Consider the following 18,046-nt stretch of genomic DNA (forward strand, 5'->3'; position numbering starts at 1 on the left):
GTTACAATAGCCCTCCGCCGCGTCAAAAGACGTCGTCTGAAACCACACACAGGAAACTCATGAACATCAAAACCCTGTCCGTATCTCTTACCGCATTGTGTCTGTCTGCCGCCGCCCCTGCCGCCGATATGCTGCTGGAAAACTACGGCAGCAGCCGTCCCACATGGCTCTCCAAGCTCAAAAAACTTGACCGCAGCTCAGACGGCAAATTCCGCGTCCTCCAAATCGGCGATTCACACACCGCCGGCGACCTTTTCACCGAACAACTGCGCCTGCGCCTCCAACAAAAATGGGGCGACGGCGGCATAGGCTGGGTTTATCCTTCGAGCGTCAAAGGACAGCGCAGCGCAGCCGTCCGCTATGACGGCTCATGGCAAACCGTCAGCAGCCGCAGCGTTTCAGACGACTTCCCCTTAGGCGGCATCATCGCCAAAGCCAACGGCAGCAGCGTTACCATCAGCGCCAAAGACGGCAGCAGCGGCGAGAAGCAGATTTCCGTCTTCGCCAAACCCGTCCTGCCCGAACAAACCCTGTCTTTCAACGGACGCGAAGTTCCCGCCGGAAGCAGCGGCTGGCAAATCATCCGTAGCACCAGCCGCCTGCCGCTGACCCTCAGCAGCTCCATGCCTTGGGACATCGGCTACATCAATATCGAAAATCCCGGACGCGGAGTAACCGTTTCCGCGCTCGGCATCAACGGCGCGCAACTGACCCACTGGTCCAAATGGCGTCCCTCTTGGCAGGATGACCTTGCCCAAACCCGCGCCGACCTCGTTATCATCGCCTACGGCACCAACGAAGCCTTCGCCCGCGATTTGGACATCACAGCCACCGAACAAAGCTGGCGCAGCTACATCCGCCAAATCAAACAAAGCCTGCCCGACGCGGGCATCCTAATTCTCGGCGCACCCGAATCCCTTAAAAGCACTTCAGGAAGCTGTGGCACACGTCCCTCCACTTTAAGCAGCATCCAACAAATGCAGCAGCGCGTCGCCCGCGAAGAAAAAATCATGTATTGGTCGTGGCAAAACGCGATGGGCGGCGAATGCAGCATGAAAAGCTGGATGAACCAAGGTCTTGCCGCTAAAGACGGCGTCCACTTCTCAGGCAAAGGCTACCGCCAAGCCTCCGACCGTCTCGCCGACAGCTTGATACAAATGGCGGATTAAACAATAAAGGTCGTCTGAAAATTTTCAGACGACCTTTTGTTATGTTCGGGTTATCTCTACGCTTTCATTTAGGGCTCCAAACCGCAGGCAGAACAGTTTGGCGCTCCCTTTGAATCGCGCGTAGCACTATCGTTGCGAATATCAAGCCGAATCATGGCGCGGACGATATAGTGGATTAAATTTAAACCAGTACGGCGTTGCCTCGCCTTAGCTCAAAGAGAACGATTCTCTAAGGTGCTGAAGCACCAAGTGAATCGGTTCCGTACTATCTGTACTGTCTGCGGCTTCGTCGCCTTGTCCTGATTTAAAGTTAATCCACTATAAGAGGGTCGTCTGAAAACAGAAAAAAAAGATCGTGACCGTTTTCAGACGACCTTTGCTCATTCTTTGGCAAATTGCTGCGTAAAGCGGATAAATTCTTCTTTTTTCGCTTTTGCCTTGCCCGAATCGATGGCTGCCTCGGCGGCTTTGACACCGTCAGCCAGCGAAGGCACGACATTGCCGGCATAAAGCGCGGCGGCAGCGTTGAGCATGACGATGTCGCGTGCCGCGCCATGTTTGCCGCTCAACACTTCATCCATTTTCTCCAAAGATTCTTGCGCGTTGGCAACTTTGATTTCGTCCAAATCGCGGCGGATTTCAATGCCGAAATTGGCGGGGTTGATGTCGTATTCGCGGATTTCTCCGTCTTTCAGCTCGGCAACGCGGGTTTTGCCGGTCAGCGTGATTTCGTCCAAACCGCCTTCGCCGCATACGACCAAAACGTGTTTGGAGCCAAGCTGTTTCAATACGCGCGACAGGATGCCGCACAAGTCGATGTGGAACACACCCAAGAGCTGGTTCGGCGCACCGGCAGGGTTGGTCAGCGGACCCAAGATATTGAAAATACTTCTAAACCCGAGCGAACGGCGCACGGGTGCGACGTGGCGCATCGCGCTGTGATGGTTTTGGGCAAACATAAAGCCCAAGCCTGTTTGACGGATGCTTTCGGCAACTTGCTTAGGCGTAATGTTCAACACCGCGCCCATCTGCTCCATCACGTCCGCCGCGCCGCTGGACGAAGAAACGGAACGCCCGCCGTGTTTGGCGACTTTCGCGCCTGCCGCCGCCGCGACAAACATGGAAGTCGTGGAAATATTGAAGGTTTTTGCGCCGTCTCCGCCCGTACCGACAATATCGACGAGGTCGTCTGAATTTTCCAGCGGCACTTTGGCGGCAAATTCGCGCATGACGGCGGCGGCGGCGGTGATTTCCGATACGGTTTCGACTTTAATCCGCAGACCGGTCAGGATGGCGGCGATTTGTTCTGGCAGCACCTGCCCGCTCATAATCTGGCGCATCAGGTCGGTCATTTCATCGTAAAACAATTCGTTGTTGCTGATTAATCGTTCGATGGCTTGTTGCGGTGTAATCATGATTCAATCCTTTTTCGGGTATTTTTACGTCAAACGTCGTCTGAAAGTTTTCAGACGACGTTTGTTTTAAGCGGCGGACGCTTGGAAGTCTTTAAATTCTTCCAAAAAGTTTTTCAACATATCGTGTCCGTGTTCGGTCAAAAGGGCTTCGGGGTGGAACTGCACGCCTTCAATGGCGTATTCCTTATGCCGCACGCCCATGATTTCCTGATCTTCCGTCCATGCGGTTACTTCCAAACAGTCGGGCAGCGTATCGCGGGCGATGACAAGGCTGTGATAACGCGTGCAGGTAACGGGGTCGGGCAAATCTTTGAACATGCCTTTGTTTAAATGGAACACAGGCGAAACTTTGCCGTGCATCAGCGTTTTTGCCCGCACCACATCCCCGCCGAACGCTTCGCCTATCGTCTGATGTCCGAGGCACACGCCCATAATCGGCAGCTTGCCGGCGAAATGGCGCATGGCGGCGACCGAAATGCCCGCTTCTTTCGGCGAACAAGGACCCGGCCCGATAACGAGATATTGCGGTTTCAAAGCTTCGATTTCTTCGAGCGTAATATCGTCGTTTCGGCGGACGACGACTTCCTGACCGAGTTCGGCGAAATATTGGACGATGTTGTAGGTGAAGCTATCATAATTATCGAGAAATAAAAGCATTTCGAATCTAACCTGCTGTTAATTAAAGAATCTTTGTTATTACCGCCTGAATCATACCCGATTTAATACCCGCTTTTGATTTTCTGTTACGAAACTGGGCGCGTTTTAATCCAGTTTTCCACTTCATCTAATCGCCATCGGGAAGCTGATCCAATCTTGTACGGGCGCGGAAATTCTTCCTCCTTAATCATGGCATAAATTTTCGTTTTCCCGCAACCTGTTTTCTCGACGACTTCTTTTATTTTAAGAAATTTCATTTTCTGCCTGCCTTTCGTATTTTCATCAGGCGGTATTTCCGCCGCCTGTCGGATTTGGTTTTGCTGATTTTCAATTCTTTCTTTTAAAGAATCGTTTAAGCCAAGAAGCCCCACACAATACAGGCAACCTTGCCACAACTTCGCCCTCGTAAACTGCCGCGGCCTGCGCCCGAATCTTCCGCTTCGCCTCTTCGGCACTGTCGGCAAATACAGATGCCGACCAACACTTGCCGCCAAACTTGTATTTGAATGTAAACTCTCTCTGTTTTGAATTTTTACTCATTTTCCCCTGCCTTTAAAAACTTCGCTAAATCGGGTTTGAAGTAATTTTCGCCTTTTACGATTTTCCCGTTCTCGTTGAAAATCGGATTGCCGTTTTCGTCGAACTTACTCCAGTTTGACAAATTGACTTCTTGCAGCGCGCCGACCATATCAAACCCCATCATATAGCCCACGCCGATTGCTGTTACGATTTGGTCGCAAAGGGAATCCAGTAGGTCGATTTCCCAGTTTTCGGGCAAATCTACAAGATCGCCGTCAATATTCTTATCAATGGCATCACATACATAAAATTCTTGCGAAAGCTGTTCTGCTTGTTCCGCGTTGCAGGACAACGCCTGCATCATTTCTGAAACTTCTTCAAAATGCGCTCCAATTTGGGTTGCCTTATCTTTTTCTGTTGGATTTGGTTTTGCTGCCTTGAACCAATTAATGATTTTTTCAATGTTCATTTTTTTTAACTCCTATTTAATTTGCACGGTGTATTCTTTTTGGTCATGCGGCTTGTTTTGGTTTACCGCCTGCGCTTGGTAGTAGGCGCATAAGCCGTCTGCACTTGGATAGGTTAAGACGTTGATTTTCTCGACCTTGTAAACTGCGCCGTCCTGTGTTTTAAATTCCTGCCCGATGCGGTATGGGCAGCCGTGTTTTTCAGGGTGTGCTTTCAGGTCGTCTAAAATATCTTCACGCTTTCGGCTTAGATAATTAATCGTGGTTGATAGCTGTCTCAGGTCGTCTGAAATTGTCATTTCGCTGGCCCTTTCTGATATTCGTTTATCTGCACCGCCCCTTTCGGGATTCCTGATAGCTCGATAGTCATGACGACTACGGCGATCAGGATTGCGGCAATTATGTCTTTCATATAATTTCTGCCCGAATCAAATCCTTGCGGAATTGGTTGTAATTAATCAGGCTGATTCCCGTGTTTTCCTCGAACGGAATCAGGATTTTTGCCATTGCGACACGCACAAAATCAGACAATCGGTCGAAGCTGCCAAGCGTCTTATAGTCGTCATGGCGAAGTTCGGGGATTGTGTTTGCCGGTTCGATTGTGTTGTTACATTCAGCAATACGGTAGAAATGCCATGCCGCGTTTAAGACTTCCTCGCGCAACACGTTTTCTTTTTCGCCGATGTCTTTAGCGATGGCGCGTATCGATTTGCCGTTGATGATGTCGAATAAGGCTTGGATGTAGCGTTTCGGTCTGTCGTACAGGCTGGCGGTGTACAAGGCGATTTGCACGCTCGCGCAATATAAACCGACCTTGTCGATGGTCTTTTCAGGGACAACCGCGTCGTATGCTTCGCAATATTGGATCAGCTTCAACACTGGCTTCAGGATTTCACGCCGTTGGTTTGGCGATAGGTCGTCTGAATCATTACCGCGCAGGCTCTCGATTGCCGCCTGTGCTTCATTGGTCGCCTTACTTAATTCACTGTCGGCGTAGATGCAGGCGATGACACGCATTGCGCGGATAAGTTTTTCAAACACGGTTACGCTGATTCGGTCATAACCGTAAACCAGCACTTCATAGTGCATAAGGTTTTTGATGTTTTCGGTCAGTTGCGCGTCAAGGTTTTGCGGTTCGCCTTTGTGCATCGCCATTTTGTTCATGGCGTGGATTGTTGCGATGGCCGACAGCTTGTTACGGTCAGCGCGTTTGTTACCGATATTTTCGCGGGCGTATTTTTTGACGGTTGATTCTTTCTTCGACGCACGTTTTGCAGCCATCATTTGACTTGCCGTCGGTCTTGTTGCTACTGTTTGCATTTTGTTTCCTCGCTAATTTCCGTCCTCTCAACGGCACTGGTTTTACTTGTCTATTTGTTTCACAAATCCGGTTCGAAGAACTCATAAACATTAGGAAAATCAGGCCAGTTTGTAACAATTCCATCGTCACTAATATCAATATGGATATATTCGCCTCTTTTACCTGGTATTAAATCAAACGGAACGTAATAATTATCAATCTTTCCTACCTCATTCCCAGATTTGTCAAACAAGGTGTATATGCCGTTATTGCAGATATTGTCATGTATTACTACTGGCACATCTCCTTGCCAAGATATAACCTTACCTGTGTCAACTTCTATTAATAAATCAAGTTCGCCATCATCATTAAATAAATGGTTTGGCAAGCTTTCTGAAACATTATCATGTAATTCAACTTCTATTCTTACAGAATGAATTTCAACTTCGGTTAATTTGTAAACTTCTACTTTCATTTTTTTGCTCCTAAAATAGTCTAACGTCATGTTAGTTGTCTGCTGATAATTTCATTGCCGCGTCTATCGCGTCGCGCAATAATGGTTTAGACGGCGTTAACTCAATACCATCATCAACCAAAACCCAGCCTTTACGCATTTCACGCTTAACCATGCCGTCAATATTAATTATCCTTTCGATAAAATCTAAACGTTTAGTGTCTAAATTCTTAACAGAAACTAATTCATTAGCTTTTACAAATTCAGGATGGTGGTATCCTTTAAAATGAACCTTTGCTTCATTATGCTCTGTATTCATTCCAACAATTACCCCGATTTCAGGGTAAAAATCTTTGTTTTCATGTTGAACCAAATCGCCGAATTTAAATTGGTTGGTCATTTTTAATCCTTGCCGTGAATGTATTCTTCAATGATTCTTGAGGCTTCGATTAACTTCTCTTCGCCTATTTTTAATTCGCTTATTAAATGTTCGAAATTGTCGAGCGCCTCTTCTGCATGCCAATTAATTTCGCGTATATAAAATTCACAATCATCACTTTCTTTTAAAGCTTTACTGCACAAATCATCAATGTTTTTTAATGATTCTTTTATGTCTCTTAAATAACTCATTCTTTACTCCATAACTCAAAATGGGATTTCATCTGATTCATCATTACCATCAACTGGCGCGGCAGGTGCTTGTCGGCGCGGCGGCGTTGGCGTTTCGCCTTGTGCCGATTGCGCCTGTTGCCCATCATTACCACCGCCGCCCAGCATTTTCATTTCGTTGGCGATGATGTCGTATGCGGTGCGTTCGATGCCGTCTTTGCCCTGATATTTACGGCTTTGGATTTTGCCTTCCAAATACACCTGACTACCTTTCTTCAGGTATTGCCCTGCGATTTCAGCAAGGCGGCGATACATGGTTATGTTGTGCCATTCAATTCTCTCTTGACGCTGCCCGCTTTGGTCTTTCCAGCTTTCGCTCGTGGCGACGCTGAAGTTACAGACGGCTTCGCTGTTAGGCATGAAGCGCGTTTCAGGGTCTTTACCCAAACGCCCGATTAAAATTACTTTATTCAGCATTTTTGCTTCCTTTTAAAACTGTTTTGACAGGCTTCCAAACGGTCTTTCCGTTTACTTCCTGCGCCTGTCTGATTCCTACGATGTGGATGTCAGGATTACCCGCCGACAGCCTGATAAATTCCTCCGCCGTTTCAATCGACGAATATTCAGGGCTGATTTGGTAGCGGGCGTTGCTAAGCCGCTTCCATTTGCGGGTATCCTCGTACCACTTGCAATCCGTTTTGTCATATACAAGCCGCCGCCGTTTTTCTTCTTCGGGGCGGCTTTTGCCAAACACTGCGAACATGACGGCTCCTTACAGGGCGTTGATTTCTGCCTTTTGCTCGTCGGTCAGGTTGTAGGTTTCCAAAACTTCGGCGACCTCTTTCACGCCTGTTGACACCGCCTCCACCAATGCCGCGAACTGTTCTTCAGTCGGCGTGGGCTTAGTTTGCTCTACTACGTCAGCCGTAATAGTGTTTTCGGCAATTTGCTTAAACCGTTCATGATTCTCGCTGCCCAGTTTCAGACGACCTGCGGCACCAATATCGGAAAACCATTTTTTGTATTCCTCGATGCCCTTGTTTGCCGCTGCTTCGCCATCTGCAATCAAGCTGTCTTGCTCAGGGTCTGCTTTTACTTCTTTAGGCGTTTCGGGCGTTTGAATGCGCTGCGCCTCGTCCTCGTCGTAGATTCCGCCGAAACCAAACGCTAGGCGCGCGGCTTGAATCATGGCTTTGTGTCGGAGCATTCGGCGCGGGTGGCTGTCCCACGGTTGGGTATTGCGTTTACACTCTTCCAAGTATTCAGTTACAGTTGTTGGATGGTTTCGGTCTTTGCGGTAGATTTTGCAAGTGCAGCTTTCCGCATCGGCTGTAAATTCCATGCCGTCAAATTGCGGATGGCTATTGATAATTCTTGCCCAGCCGTCCACACCGACAACGGGCGTGATACCGTTGTTTTTATCCGGGAATGCGTAAATCTCTTTGGTAAACGGGTTTAATCCGTATTGCGTTGATACAATCATCAGGGCATTAAATTGCGCGTCTGTCGCATTGCCTTTAAAGGCGGTTGCCTTGAGTGTTTGAACCAGCTCTTTCGGGTCGCCTTGGATGTTGAATTGCTTCGCAAGGGCTACTGCTTGGTTTTGGGCGATACTCATTTTTTAAAATCCTTATTTGTATTGATTCAAAAGCGTTTCGTAATAGGCTTGACAGGCTGTTACACGCTCTTTGATTAGTTCGATTTTTTCTTCATCTCGCATGACGGTTACGGTCGTTATGCGCTTTTCAATCGGGATGGCTTCCACAAGGTCGATGTATTTCTCACGGTCTTCCCACGGTTTCAGCAAATCTTCAGGCGTGGCTAACAGCCAAAAATCAACATCGGCGCGGTCGCAATCAAACAACCACATATAGCCTTGCATTTGCCAGTCGTAACCGGCTTTGATTGCTTTCTTTTCGGCTTCATCGCGGAAAAATGGATGCGTCCCGATGTCCCATGAACACTTCGTGTCAACAATCAGGCGGTCGTCTGAATCGTAAACATCACATTCACCCGTTAGCCAGTCATTGACGCGCCGTTCGATGTTCTTTTGATACTCTTTACCTCGAACCAAACCGCTGTATTTGATGGCGGTTTCTTCCATCAGGTCGCCCTTTTCGGTATAGGCGTTGCCGTCGAAAGATTCAAAGCCGAACAGTTCGCGCTTCGCCATCTCAATCAATTTGGATTTTGCGGTCTCCGTGATGGTCTCGCCTTTGGTTTTTGGCTTGCCGATGATGTCGGAAATGGATGAACATCGAATCTTCATAATCCACCCGCCAAAAGGCTATCCATATAAACCCGCGCGTCAGATTCCGTCTTGAAAACTTTAACGCCCTCCAACTGCGCCCGCTTTGTCTTGTCGGGTCGGTATGTGACCTTGTTGTAGCCGTCAGGCATGATTCTGACTTGATACCCGCCTCGTACTTTTCGCATGACTACGTTCAGGCTGCGCGGTAAGCCCATAAAACCTTTTACTTTTGCCGACAGGCTGCCAGCTAATCCGTATGGTCGATGGTTCATTTTGGCAACTCCCTATGTTTGTAATATCTCATTGATGGCTTACCAGTTTTTTTGTCTAACTTTTCATTGCCGTATTTATCGACTTTAGGCTTAAGAATTGCGATGAAAACAGGTCGAATAAAATCTTCTTGCCCCTTGCAAAGCTCCACGAAATCCATAGCTATCTTTTCGGACGAAAAGTCGCCTGAAATTTGATAGCATCCTGTATCTTTCGCAAAAGATTTTTCTTCATCTTTAATTTTTACGCCAAGTTTATTAAACGAATTTTCAAACTCTTTTTTCTTTGACTTGTCAAATACTGAAAACATTATTTAACCTCCGCGTCGCCGCGCATTCTTTCGCCGGCATTCAGTTGTTCGTACATTTGCGCTATTTCTACTTCGCGCTCCCGCGTTATCCTTGCTGCTTCCCGCATTTCATGGCGGGCAACTTCGTCGCGTATGTTTTCGTATGGGTCGATAGCGTCCACGTCGATAAATGCGGCGTCTGTCGTGTAGTCCATATATGCCTGCGCTTTCGCGTATGCCTGCACACAAAATGCAAAGGCTGCTGACGCGATGATGATTGCTGTGTATTTCATGATTGTTTCCTCGTCTTAATTTAGGGGGTTGCACGCCGAATCTTCCTTGCTAGATTCAGCGTGCTTGGCTGCTTCTTCGTTCAACCTGCGCCGCGGCAACTAAAGGTATCGTCGCCCGCGCATTGTCGCGGTTTGAGGCGGTGTAAAACTTTTCAACAAAACCACCGCCGGCATTCCCACTCACGACTTACGGTCTGCCTACTCTATTCCACTTCATGGGTATTCTTTTCAGGCTGCGATAATCCGCGCCTGCTCGATAAATCGGTCTGCGTAAAAGTCGAGATTTTCGATTCGTGTGTAGTAATGGTCGTCTTCGATAGCGGCTTCCATCACTTCCATCATCTTGTTACTGACCCACGCGGCTTCATCTCTCAGATTCATTCTGTATTCCCACTGGCGCGGGGTTTCGTCTTGGCACTCTTTAAGGGCTTCGCGGTATTCAAACGCCGTCTTCATGACGAGATGTTTGATGTCGTCTTCCAGTGCGGTAAACGCTTCTTGCTTCGCCTCGCCGATTGCCTGCGCTCTCGTGTAGGCTGCGTCTTCGCCTGCCATGCCCCAATCGGATGTAATCGGTTCGCACATCATTCAATGACCTCGCATTTGATTGACGGCGACGATGTGATTTTCAGTTTCGTACCGTCGGGGAAGTAATAGAACATGGCTTTTTCTGTGCCCAATCCCAACTTTCCGCCGATAAATGAAATCGTTTCGATGGTATCTCTGTAAAGCTGGGAAGCGGGGAAGCCTGCTTCGACCTTATCGTCAAACTCGCCCTTTACCCATTGCGCCTTGTTTTTTATGTGTTTGCTCATATCAAGCATTTTGCGTTTCCTCGCGTTGTTGTCTTAATCAAGGGGTCGGGGCTTTCCGTTTCCGCGTGCCGTTGCCCTGCCGTGTGTAGTCGGTTTGTGCCTCCGCGTTGGCGGTAGCTCGCCCAAGCCCTTGATTAAGCCGCCTATCTTCCAAAGCGGCTCTGTTTTCGTTTCTTAGCCGTAGCCGCTGCCGTTGCCGTTGCCGCTGCCGTCGCCGTAGCCGTAGCCGTAGCCGTAGCCGTAGCCGTTGCCGTTGCCGTCGCCGTAGCCGTTGCCGTTGCCGTTGCCGCTGCCGCCGCCGTTGCCGTAGCCGCTGCCGTCGCCGTTGCCGCCGCCGTCGCCGTTGCCGCCGCCGTCGCCGCCGCCGTCGCCGTAGCCGTAGCCGTAGCCGTCGCCGTAGCCGTAGCCGTCGCCGTTGCCGTAGCCGTCGCCGTTGCCGCCGCCGTCGCCGTAGCCGTCGCCGTAGCCGCCGCCAATAGTTTTATCTAGGTAGCTCATGATTGGGCAACCTCTAGCGCGGTACGAATTGATTCAGCAGCGTTACCTGATACCGTAATAATCTCAATCGCTTCAAGCCATACCGAATCAAGCTCACCGCAAATTTTGCTATCTTCTTGCTTGATTCCGTGCCGTGCGACACCTGATAGGCTGATTGATTCTTTAGCCCACCATTTGTACATGCGGCGCGCTTTCGTCAGAATCACTTCATTGCCTGCTTTTTGGCTCAATACCCCAAACCAAACGCCTGCCGAGTAAGTGCGGATAATCACTTCCTTGCCGATGGCAAAGTCATTAATGCCTTTCGCCTCTGTAACTGTTACAGGCGGCAAGGGTTCTTCTTCTGCCTGCTGTTTGCTTTCTGCGCTTGCCAAAATATCCACAAACATCGCCAGCAAATCAGAGGGACTTTTTACTTCAAATTTTTTAACTTCCATTTTGTTTACTTTCTTAAATTAAAAATTTGTGCTGCGGGTTATTGTCTTTTCGGCTTCCCGCCTGCCTGTAACCGTTTGTTCGACTTCCCCCCATGCTTTACCATGTCTTCCTATCGGCTTTCGCCTACCTGAAGGGCGGTTACTGCGTTTCCTGATTTTTAAAGACCGTTGAAACCATGTCAGACTTTGTTTAGCTGTCTGTTTTGTTTCGATGTGTGTATTATAGCAAAGCTAAATATAATGTAAATAGCAATGCTAATCTAATTTGCTATATTTTTTGCTATATATTGATTTTAAAAAGAATTTAGTTCAAACTGATTTGAACCGCCTTGAACAAGGCGAAAAAAAGCCGCCCTAAATCGGCGGCTGTCAAGGTAGTAGCTTGTTGATTTCCTATTTTGGATATGAGAAAGCCCGCATTGCGCGGGCTAGATTTAGATAACTGGCAGGTAGCAACATCGGCAACCTGATTTGTGTGTACATTGTGCATGGGGCAAAACAGGGGCTTCAGACGACCTGTATGCCTTGCCGCTTTGCGATTTACAAAACTCGCAACTATCATGGCAGCCTAAAATCTCAACCTTTTCATACCGTTTAAGCTCTTGCCGTGATTTCGCGCGGGATAGCAACATCAACGGCGCGGCAGAATCAACAAGGCTGGATGACGAAAACTCATGATAATAAAGCCATTTAGGGATTTTGCTTAATCCCCAAACGAAGTTAAACGCGGCAATGATACGTGTGGCATTTAAATCGTCATCGCTTATTCCGTCCGGTGTCTCTAGGGGTTCTGAAAATATAGACTCCAAGATTTCAACGTCTGACGGCTCAGGGTACCGCGCCCAGTATTCTTGAGGGGATACCCACGAAAACAGCCCGCGCGGTTGCGGTTGTGATAATTCATAATCTGCAACCGTCCGACACGCCGCCAATATGTCGCCTGATCGGATTTGCTGCAAACTGATTCTGTATGCTTCGTCTCTATCTATCATGCAATCACACTCCACCAAAACACGCGCCCGATGATGTTCATCTCATCTGCGTCCGCCTCTTCATCGGGATAGGCTTCAGAATTGTAGCTTTTGATGCGGATTTTATTGTCAGGCAGCTTTTGCAGGATTTTTGTCCGCAACAGCCCGCCATGATTGACGGCGTAGATTTTCCCGTCCTTGATAACCTTGTCGGCGGTGTTGATGCCGAGTGTCGCGCCGTCGGGAAATACCGGCTCCATGCTGTCGCCGTCCGCGCAAACGCAAACCACGTCGGCAGGATTGATGCCGTGCCGTCTAAGGGTTGATTTCGAGAAGCGCAGTTTATAGCCGTTGTAGTCCTCGATGTCGTCTGAAAATCCGTTGCCCGCCGATAAATGCACGTCCTTATAAAACGGGACTTCGCAATCATCAGCCGATAACGGCGTCTTACTGTCCCAAACGTCCAGCGTGCCAATTACTGTAGCGTTTGATTCAGGTCGTCTGAAATCTTCTTTCCCGTCTAACCACCCGCGCGGCAAAGATAGGGAATCTTCAATCTGCGCCGCTGCGCCATTGCCTATATTCCGATAGCCATTTACCCACTGGTTTACCTGCGCCGGCGCTTTCCCAATAGCGCGGGCAAATTCCGCTTGGCTGCCGTTAAACCGGCTTTCAATCAAGTTTTTCAGATTATCAAGTCTGCTCATTTCTTTACTCCCAGCTAAATCAACGTTTTAAATTATAAAGCAACGCTATATATAACAATGCTACTATTTTGCTTGCGTTTTGAAAATAGCTTTGCTATACTATTGCTATATTGAATATAGCAAGGTTGAAATATGAACTTAATTGAATATTGCGCCATTCGCGGGAATCAATCTTACCTAGCAAAAAAAACGGGGATTTCACCGGCATTCATCAATCAGATCGCACGAGGCGTTAGAAGTGTTCCTGTTCAGTCAGCGGCACTGATTGAACAGGCAACAAAAGGCGAAGTAACACGGCAAGAGATGTTCCCTGATGATTGGGAAAAGATTTGGCCTGAATTGGCAAAAAAGCAGCGAAAAAAGTGAATAACCGAAAGAAAAGAAAGGAAAGAAGATGAAGAAGCAGGACAGAAACCGCCTGTCAAAGAAAGACAGACGGCTGATTAAAAAGGCGATGCTGAAAGCCGCCGCCAAAGGCAGCGATGAGGTTTACAAAATCGCGCTGGGTTTGAAAGAAGGCTTTGAATTACTTGGAAAGTAGCTCAATCAAATGGCCGTCATCGGTATTTAGCTCCGATTCTTCGAGTTTTTGATGAAGTGTTTGGATGAATACCGCCAATTCTTCGGCTTGTCCTTTGGCTGTATTGCCGTTTAAGCGGATAGAACCGCTGCGGATAAGCTCTTTGGTAAGTATGAAGGATAAGTTGGACGACATTTTTTACTCCGTCGGTTGTTGTGTGGAAACTCGATTGTAACGGAGTGATGACAAATCGGAAAGACGGTTGACTGCCCGGACAGACGGGCGACCGATAAAGAAAAGCCCGCACGAGGCGGGCAATTCCCCTGAATTGCGAGGAAACGATTCAGGTAAGACTAAAAGTAAGGCGAAAGGAATTATGAACCAAAAACAAACGCAATGCAAGAAGATTGTCGAGTATATCCGGCAAAACGGGCATATCACATCTTTGGAAGCGGCAAAATATTTGAATATCACGCAGTTATGTTCTCGGATTATCGACTTGGAAAGCAGGGGCTTTGTTTTCAACAAGCCTAAATTCAAGGTCGGCAACTGTAAAAATCCGGTCGCCCATTACTCTATCGCTAGGTCAGGAATCGAACCATGAATGAATTTATCCCAAACAGTTTTCAGGTTGCAAATTCGGTTGTCGATGAATACCTGTCGAAGATGAGCGGCAATGCGTGGAAATGCTATGTCTTGATTGTTCGGAAAACAAGGGGCTGGCAGAAAACACATGACAGCCTATCAATTTCGCAGATTCAAAAAGCAACCGGAATCAAGTCGGAAGAAACGGTCGAGAAAGCCATTAACGAATTGGTCGAATTAGGGCTAATTGGCAAGCAAAGCAGAATCGGATTGCCGAACGTGTATTTTTTAATTTCAGACCCCAAAAATGGGGGGACACCACCCCCAAAAAATGCACCACCCCCAAAAAATGCACCACCCCCAAAAAATGCACCACCCCCAAAAAATGGGGGAACACCACCCCCAAAAAATGGGGGTCACATAAATACAAAATACAAAAAACAAATATCTACTAACGTAGATATTAATACAGCGCGCGAGGAAACAGCGAAAAAACCGACCAAACACGAAGCCGATTTGGCACTGTTGGCAGAACACGGAATCGCCGGGCAAATTGCTGAAGATTTTTTGACAATCCGCAAAGCAAAACGGCAGCCGCTGACAGAAACGGCAATGCGCCTGATTGCAGCAGACGCGGAGAAATGCGGGATGACGGCGGCGCAAGCAGTTGAATACGCCATCGGCAACGGCTGGGGCAGTTTTAGGGCGGAATGGCTGAAAAACAAAACATTCGGCAGGTCTGGGAATCGTGGTGGTCTGACACACAATCAAACCGCCGATGTGATGGACGACAAAAAATACGGCGACGCGCCGACGACTGATTTTTAGGGGTTTGGGAAATGGCTTTGAAAAACGCATCTGATTTTTTGAAAAGTTATGGCGGCGCAAAAACCGAACAACGGCAATGCGCCGAACATGGCGAATACACGTCAAAAAGCATTTTTCGCGGCGTGTGGACTGGCTGCCCTGTTTGCCAAAAACTGAAAGCGGCGGACGAGATGGCGGCATACGCGGAAACGTTGTGCCGTGAAGCAAAACGCGACGAACTGTCAAAACGCATCGGGCGATCAGGCATAGCAGAACGGTTTAAAAATTGCCGAATTGAAAATTATGCCGTCGATGATGCGGTACCGGGAATGGCAAGGGCAAAAGCCGCCGCCGCCGACTATGCGGAAAACTTCGATGATGTTTTGCAGACCGGGCGGAACATGATTTTTTCGGGTAAGCGCGGCACCGGTAAAAACCATCTCGCTTGCGGCATTGCTCACAAAATCATCAGCAATGGCAAAAGCGCGATTGTCATCACGGTGGGCGATATGTTGCAGACGGTCAAAGACAGTTTCAACGGCGGTAGTGAAAAAGAGGCGGTCGGCGTGTTTGTGAAACCCGATTTGCTGGTGCTGGATGAATTTGGCGCGGGCGGACTGTCTGAAACGGATGGACGGATTTTGTTTTCAGTCATCAACGGGCGATATGAGCGGCTTATGCCGACACTGGTGTTAACCAATCTGTCCCCCGAAGAGTTTAGGCAAAACGTTGATGCGCGTATCAGGGATAGGCTGCGTGATGGCGGTGGGAAATTAATACCGTTTGACTGGGGGAGTTATCGTGCGTGAAACCTGTTACCACTGCGCCCACGCAGATTTTAAAGCCGAATCGGAAAGCACCATGCGCGGATTTGCGAAGTGCGGTAAGGCGCGAAATACGGAAGAAAGGGCGAAATATACTTCGGCGGCTACGAGTGCGATAAAGGTAAGTTTGAAGCCGCGCCGGCGGCAACGATGGCAAAACGGAAAAACGAATTTGAAAAATGGAGAACGAAAAAATGACGAAAATTTGTATTAGATGCGGCGAAGAAAAGCCGTTGAGCGAGTATCACAAATGCGGCTTGGATGCCTATGGGAACAGTATGTTTAAGCCCAAATGCAAGGAGTGCGTCAGTATTGAGGCTAAGTATTACCGCGAGAACAACAAAGAGGCACTAAAACAAAAACGCCAAGAACTGCGAGAAAAGGCCTCTCCCGATGTGGGCGTCTTGATGCGCGAAGCCGCGCAAATGGCAAATCAGGCATTCCCGCTTTTAAGCTCTGCGTATTGGAACACAGGCGCGGCAAAACGAGTTTACGAAGAATTGGGGCTGAAATGGACGTTTTAAGTTTGCCCTACCCCATCAGTACAAATCGATATTGGCGGACGTTCCGCAACCGTCAAATCGTCAGCAAAGAGGCGGTGGCATACAAGGCGCGGGTTGCCGCCATCGCCGCTGAAAACGGTATCAAGCCGACCGGTAAGGCGGTAAGCCTGACGGTGCAGCTAGTCCCAAAGGCGAACAAAGACGGGTCGGCAAGCAAAGTATGCTTGGATTTGGATAACTGCTTAAAAGTCTGTTTAGACGCATTACAGGGTGTCGCCTACGAAAACGACAGACAGGTCAGACGTATTGTTGCCGAGTATGGCAGTGAGCCGGTAGCAGGCGGCGGGTTGGTGGTAAAGGTCGAGGAGTTGGATGAAAAGTAAAACTAAAGCGGAAAAATTACATCTGCAAAAAGTGGCGGATATAGGTTGTATTGTTTGTCGTAATTGTGGGCGGTTTGGTGTTCCTGCCGAGGTTCACCATATCCGAAACGGTGCAGGTATAGGGCGGCGGAATAGCCATTTTGAGACGATTCCGCTATGCCCTGCCCATCATCGGACTGGTGGAGTAGGGATAGCCTTTCACGCCGCGCCGCGAACATTTGAGGCGACATATGGGACAGAACGTGAGTTATTAAAACAGGTTGAGGGGATTTTAAATGGCTGTTGATTGTTTGAACTGGAAAAGCGGTTTGGAGTATGACGAGATACGGGCAAATAGAGAGGCTGCAAGAGACGCAGAAGTTTTACGCCTGATTGAAATGGGCGGAGTGGTTTTATCGGATTATCCTGATTACATCATCTTTAAAAACGGGGATGTTTTTTCTACATTATGCCGCAAGGTTGTGAAGCTAAAACCCGGGAAGAAGAAAGCTGGGTATAGGTTCATAGGGTTAAATAAAACAAACGGGGAACGTAAATACGAGATGGTGCATAGGCTCGTTGCAAAAACTTTTATCAAAAATCCTGAAAATTACCCCGAAGTTAATCATAAGGATGGAAATAAAAACAATAATGATGCATCTAATTTGGAGTGGGTTACAAGCAAGGGGAATATTAGTCATGCTATTAAAACAGGTTTAATTAAAACAGGGGGTAATTGTAAATTAAATGATATTGCCGACGTTGTATCTATTTTTAAGGCGCACGGCAAATACAGAGATATTGGCAAACGGTTTGGGGTTTGCGCGCAAACTGTTTGCAATATTAAAAAAATGAAAGGTTTTTACGGTCGCCGCCTTGAAGAATTGGGGATTATCAGCGTGAAAGGTCGTCTGAAATGAACGAAGCGAAATTTATGCTGACACCCAAAAACAAAAAGGAAGTCATGCGGTCGATTTGGGGTAACCTGAACGGCTGGTTTGAAAACGGCAATTTAGACATCACGATCCGCCCGCACAAATCGAAACGCAGTATCGAACAAAACCGCCGCTTGTGGAAAATTTACGGGGAGTTGGCGGATAAGGCGTGGGTCAATGGCAGGCGGTACAGCGCGGAAACGTGGCACGAGTATTACAAGGGCGTGTTGCTTGGTTTTGATATTAAAGCCATGCCCGACGGCACAGAAGTCAAAACGCCGATAAGCACGACAACGCTTAATACGGCGGAAATGACGGACTATCAAAACCGCTTGCAGTCGTTGGCGGCAGGGGAATTTGGAATAATTTGGGAGTTTTGATGTATAAAA

Annotated in this window: 34 protein-coding genes; 11 read left to right on the plus strand and 23 right to left on the minus strand. The window is 48.1% G+C overall.

Features of this window, described 5'->3' with window-relative positions:
* Positions 1 to 59: 59 nt before the first annotated feature.
* A complete protein-coding gene (locus DBZ16_RS02195; protein ID WP_107812772.1) occupies positions 60 to 1,169 on the plus strand; it encodes an SGNH/GDSL hydrolase family protein in 1,110 nt (369 codons plus the stop codon).
* Between the two features lie 380 nt (positions 1,170 to 1,549).
* Here the strand turns inward: DBZ16_RS02195 and trpD are convergent, their stop codons facing one another.
* From trpD to DBZ16_RS02315, 22 genes are all read right to left on the minus strand, one after another.
* Positions 1,550 to 2,584 (minus strand): anthranilate phosphoribosyltransferase, encoded by a 1,035-nt coding sequence (gene trpD, locus DBZ16_RS02205; protein ID WP_107812773.1) that lies wholly within the window; start codon positions 2,582 to 2,584, stop codon positions 1,550 to 1,552.
* Between the two features lie 66 nt (positions 2,585 to 2,650).
* Entirely contained in the window at positions 2,651 to 3,241 is a 591-nt protein-coding gene (locus DBZ16_RS02210) for an aminodeoxychorismate/anthranilate synthase component II (RefSeq protein WP_107812774.1), read from the minus strand.
* An 86-nt stretch (positions 3,242 to 3,327) separates the two neighbouring features.
* A complete protein-coding gene (locus tag DBZ16_RS16275; RefSeq protein ID WP_240600148.1) occupies positions 3,328 to 3,636 on the minus strand; it encodes a helix-turn-helix transcriptional regulator in 309 nt (102 codons plus the stop codon).
* A gap of 137 nt (positions 3,637 to 3,773) precedes the next feature.
* A complete protein-coding gene (locus DBZ16_RS02225; protein ID WP_107812777.1) occupies positions 3,774 to 4,229 on the minus strand; it encodes a nucleoside triphosphate pyrophosphohydrolase family protein in 456 nt (151 codons plus the stop codon).
* A 12-nt stretch (positions 4,230 to 4,241) separates the two neighbouring features.
* Positions 4,242 to 4,526, minus strand: coding sequence for a hypothetical protein (locus DBZ16_RS02230; protein ID WP_107812778.1), 285 nt, complete (start codon positions 4,524 to 4,526; stop codon positions 4,242 to 4,244).
* Between the two features lie 109 nt (positions 4,527 to 4,635).
* The gene (locus DBZ16_RS02235) at positions 4,636 to 5,547 is read right to left on the minus strand and encodes a hypothetical protein (protein ID WP_107812779.1); all 912 of its coding nucleotides are present in this window, start codon (positions 5,545 to 5,547) and stop codon (positions 4,636 to 4,638) included.
* 59 nt (positions 5,548 to 5,606) lie between these two features.
* Positions 5,607 to 6,002: a hypothetical protein gene (locus tag DBZ16_RS02240; RefSeq protein ID WP_159070282.1), complete on the minus strand. Its 396-nt coding sequence runs from the start codon at positions 6,000 to 6,002 to the stop codon at positions 5,607 to 5,609.
* 31 nt (positions 6,003 to 6,033) lie between these two features.
* Entirely contained in the window at positions 6,034 to 6,381 is a 348-nt protein-coding gene (locus DBZ16_RS02245; RefSeq protein WP_107812781.1) for a hypothetical protein, read from the minus strand.
* A 2-nt stretch (positions 6,382 to 6,383) separates the two neighbouring features.
* Positions 6,384 to 6,611 carry a hypothetical protein gene (locus tag DBZ16_RS02250; protein ID WP_107812782.1) on the minus strand — a complete coding sequence of 76 codons (228 nt, stop codon included), beginning with the start codon at positions 6,609 to 6,611 and terminating at the stop codon, positions 6,384 to 6,386.
* A 15-nt stretch (positions 6,612 to 6,626) separates the two neighbouring features.
* On the minus strand, positions 6,627 to 7,067 hold the full coding sequence (locus DBZ16_RS02255) for a single-stranded DNA-binding protein (protein WP_107812783.1): 441 nt from the start codon (positions 7,065 to 7,067) through the stop codon (positions 6,627 to 6,629).
* A complete protein-coding gene (locus tag DBZ16_RS02260) occupies positions 7,057 to 7,353 on the minus strand; it encodes a hypothetical protein (protein WP_107812784.1) in 297 nt (98 codons plus the stop codon). The genes DBZ16_RS02255 and DBZ16_RS02260 overlap by 11 nt, the downstream gene beginning before the upstream one ends.
* A 9-nt stretch (positions 7,354 to 7,362) precedes the next feature.
* Complete coding sequence (gene bet, locus DBZ16_RS02265) at positions 7,363 to 8,208, minus strand: phage recombination protein Bet (protein ID WP_107812785.1); 846 nt, start codon at positions 8,206 to 8,208, stop codon at positions 7,363 to 7,365.
* A gap of 12 nt (positions 8,209 to 8,220) precedes the next feature.
* A complete protein-coding gene (locus tag DBZ16_RS02270; protein WP_107812786.1) occupies positions 8,221 to 8,859 on the minus strand; it encodes a translocation protein TolB precursor in 639 nt (212 codons plus the stop codon).
* Positions 8,856 to 9,113, minus strand: coding sequence for a hypothetical protein (locus DBZ16_RS02275; protein ID WP_107812787.1), 258 nt, complete (start codon positions 9,111 to 9,113; stop codon positions 8,856 to 8,858). Before DBZ16_RS02275 ends, DBZ16_RS02270 begins: the two co-directional genes overlap by 4 nt.
* Positions 9,110 to 9,421 (minus strand): hypothetical protein, encoded by a 312-nt coding sequence (locus DBZ16_RS02280; protein ID WP_107812788.1) that lies wholly within the window; start codon positions 9,419 to 9,421, stop codon positions 9,110 to 9,112. Before DBZ16_RS02280 ends, DBZ16_RS02275 begins: the two co-directional genes overlap by 4 nt.
* Positions 9,421 to 9,693, minus strand: coding sequence for a hypothetical protein (locus DBZ16_RS02285; protein WP_107812789.1), 273 nt, complete (start codon positions 9,691 to 9,693; stop codon positions 9,421 to 9,423). The genes DBZ16_RS02280 and DBZ16_RS02285 overlap by 1 nt, the downstream gene beginning before the upstream one ends.
* Before the next feature lie 228 nt (positions 9,694 to 9,921).
* A complete protein-coding gene (locus DBZ16_RS02290) occupies positions 9,922 to 10,281 on the minus strand; it encodes a hypothetical protein (RefSeq protein WP_107812790.1) in 360 nt (119 codons plus the stop codon).
* On the minus strand, positions 10,278 to 10,508 hold the full coding sequence (locus DBZ16_RS02295) for a hypothetical protein (RefSeq protein WP_159070283.1): 231 nt from the start codon (positions 10,506 to 10,508) through the stop codon (positions 10,278 to 10,280). Before DBZ16_RS02295 ends, DBZ16_RS02290 begins: the two co-directional genes overlap by 4 nt.
* Before the next feature lie 174 nt (positions 10,509 to 10,682).
* On the minus strand, positions 10,683 to 11,006 hold the full coding sequence (locus DBZ16_RS15585; RefSeq protein ID WP_205836767.1) for a hypothetical protein: 324 nt from the start codon (positions 11,004 to 11,006) through the stop codon (positions 10,683 to 10,685).
* Complete coding sequence (locus tag DBZ16_RS02305) at positions 11,003 to 11,443, minus strand: DUF6948 domain-containing protein (protein WP_107812792.1); 441 nt, start codon at positions 11,441 to 11,443, stop codon at positions 11,003 to 11,005. Before DBZ16_RS02305 ends, DBZ16_RS15585 begins: the two co-directional genes overlap by 4 nt.
* 434 nt (positions 11,444 to 11,877) lie before the next feature.
* On the minus strand, positions 11,878 to 12,435 hold the full coding sequence (locus DBZ16_RS02310; protein WP_107812793.1) for a hypothetical protein: 558 nt from the start codon (positions 12,433 to 12,435) through the stop codon (positions 11,878 to 11,880).
* Complete coding sequence (locus DBZ16_RS02315) at positions 12,432 to 13,121, minus strand: LexA family transcriptional regulator (RefSeq protein ID WP_107812794.1); 690 nt, start codon at positions 13,119 to 13,121, stop codon at positions 12,432 to 12,434. The genes DBZ16_RS02310 and DBZ16_RS02315 overlap by 4 nt, the downstream gene beginning before the upstream one ends.
* Before the next feature lie 132 nt (positions 13,122 to 13,253).
* On the opposite strand from DBZ16_RS02315, the gene DBZ16_RS02320 reads away from it, so the two are divergent.
* Both DBZ16_RS02320 and DBZ16_RS02325 read left to right on the plus strand, forming a co-directional pair.
* Positions 13,254 to 13,487: a transcriptional regulator gene (locus tag DBZ16_RS02320; RefSeq protein ID WP_107812795.1), complete on the plus strand. Its 234-nt coding sequence runs from the start codon at positions 13,254 to 13,256 to the stop codon at positions 13,485 to 13,487.
* 28 nt (positions 13,488 to 13,515) lie between these two features.
* Positions 13,516 to 13,662 (plus strand): hypothetical protein, encoded by a 147-nt coding sequence (locus tag DBZ16_RS02325; RefSeq protein ID WP_016686374.1) that lies wholly within the window; start codon positions 13,516 to 13,518, stop codon positions 13,660 to 13,662.
* Here the strand turns inward: DBZ16_RS02325 and DBZ16_RS02330 are convergent.
* Complete coding sequence (locus DBZ16_RS02330) at positions 13,648 to 13,836, minus strand: hypothetical protein (protein ID WP_107812796.1); 189 nt, start codon at positions 13,834 to 13,836, stop codon at positions 13,648 to 13,650. The genes DBZ16_RS02325 and DBZ16_RS02330 overlap by 15 nt on opposite strands.
* A 181-nt stretch (positions 13,837 to 14,017) precedes the next feature.
* Here DBZ16_RS02330 and DBZ16_RS02335 point away from each other — a divergent pair, with 181 nt between their 5' ends.
* The 8 genes from DBZ16_RS02335 to DBZ16_RS02375 all read left to right on the plus strand — a co-directional run bounded on the left by DBZ16_RS02335 (position 14,018) and on the right by DBZ16_RS02375 (position 18,037).
* On the plus strand, positions 14,018 to 14,245 hold the full coding sequence (locus DBZ16_RS02335) for a helix-turn-helix domain-containing protein (protein ID WP_016686376.1): 228 nt from the start codon (positions 14,018 to 14,020) through the stop codon (positions 14,243 to 14,245).
* On the plus strand, positions 14,242 to 15,054 hold the full coding sequence (locus DBZ16_RS02340) for a replication protein (RefSeq protein ID WP_107812797.1): 813 nt from the start codon (positions 14,242 to 14,244) through the stop codon (positions 15,052 to 15,054). Before DBZ16_RS02335 ends, DBZ16_RS02340 begins: the two co-directional genes overlap by 4 nt.
* Positions 15,055 to 15,065: 11 nt before the next feature.
* Positions 15,066 to 15,842: an ATP-binding protein gene (locus DBZ16_RS02345; RefSeq protein ID WP_107812798.1), complete on the plus strand. Its 777-nt coding sequence runs from the start codon at positions 15,066 to 15,068 to the stop codon at positions 15,840 to 15,842.
* A gap of 209 nt (positions 15,843 to 16,051) precedes the next feature.
* Positions 16,052 to 16,381, plus strand: coding sequence for a hypothetical protein (locus DBZ16_RS02355; protein ID WP_159070284.1), 330 nt, complete (start codon positions 16,052 to 16,054; stop codon positions 16,379 to 16,381).
* On the plus strand, positions 16,369 to 16,743 hold the full coding sequence (locus DBZ16_RS02360; protein ID WP_107812800.1) for a RusA family crossover junction endodeoxyribonuclease: 375 nt from the start codon (positions 16,369 to 16,371) through the stop codon (positions 16,741 to 16,743). Before DBZ16_RS02355 ends, DBZ16_RS02360 begins: the two co-directional genes overlap by 13 nt.
* Positions 16,733 to 17,029, plus strand: a complete 297-nt coding sequence (locus DBZ16_RS02365) for a Ref family recombination enhancement nuclease (RefSeq protein WP_083286707.1) — start codon at positions 16,733 to 16,735, stop codon at positions 17,027 to 17,029. Before DBZ16_RS02360 ends, DBZ16_RS02365 begins: the two co-directional genes overlap by 11 nt.
* Entirely contained in the window at positions 17,019 to 17,642 is a 624-nt protein-coding gene (locus DBZ16_RS02370; RefSeq protein ID WP_240600154.1) for an HNH endonuclease, read from the plus strand. Before DBZ16_RS02365 ends, DBZ16_RS02370 begins: the two co-directional genes overlap by 11 nt.
* On the plus strand, positions 17,639 to 18,037 hold the full coding sequence (locus DBZ16_RS02375) for a recombination protein NinB (RefSeq protein WP_107812801.1): 399 nt from the start codon (positions 17,639 to 17,641) through the stop codon (positions 18,035 to 18,037). The genes DBZ16_RS02370 and DBZ16_RS02375 overlap by 4 nt, the downstream gene beginning before the upstream one ends.
* Positions 18,038 to 18,046 lie beyond the last annotated feature (9 nt).

The sequence above is a fragment of the Neisseria sicca genome, from assembly GCF_003044565.1.
Classification (GTDB): Bacteria; Pseudomonadota; Gammaproteobacteria; order Burkholderiales; family Neisseriaceae; genus Neisseria; species Neisseria sicca_A.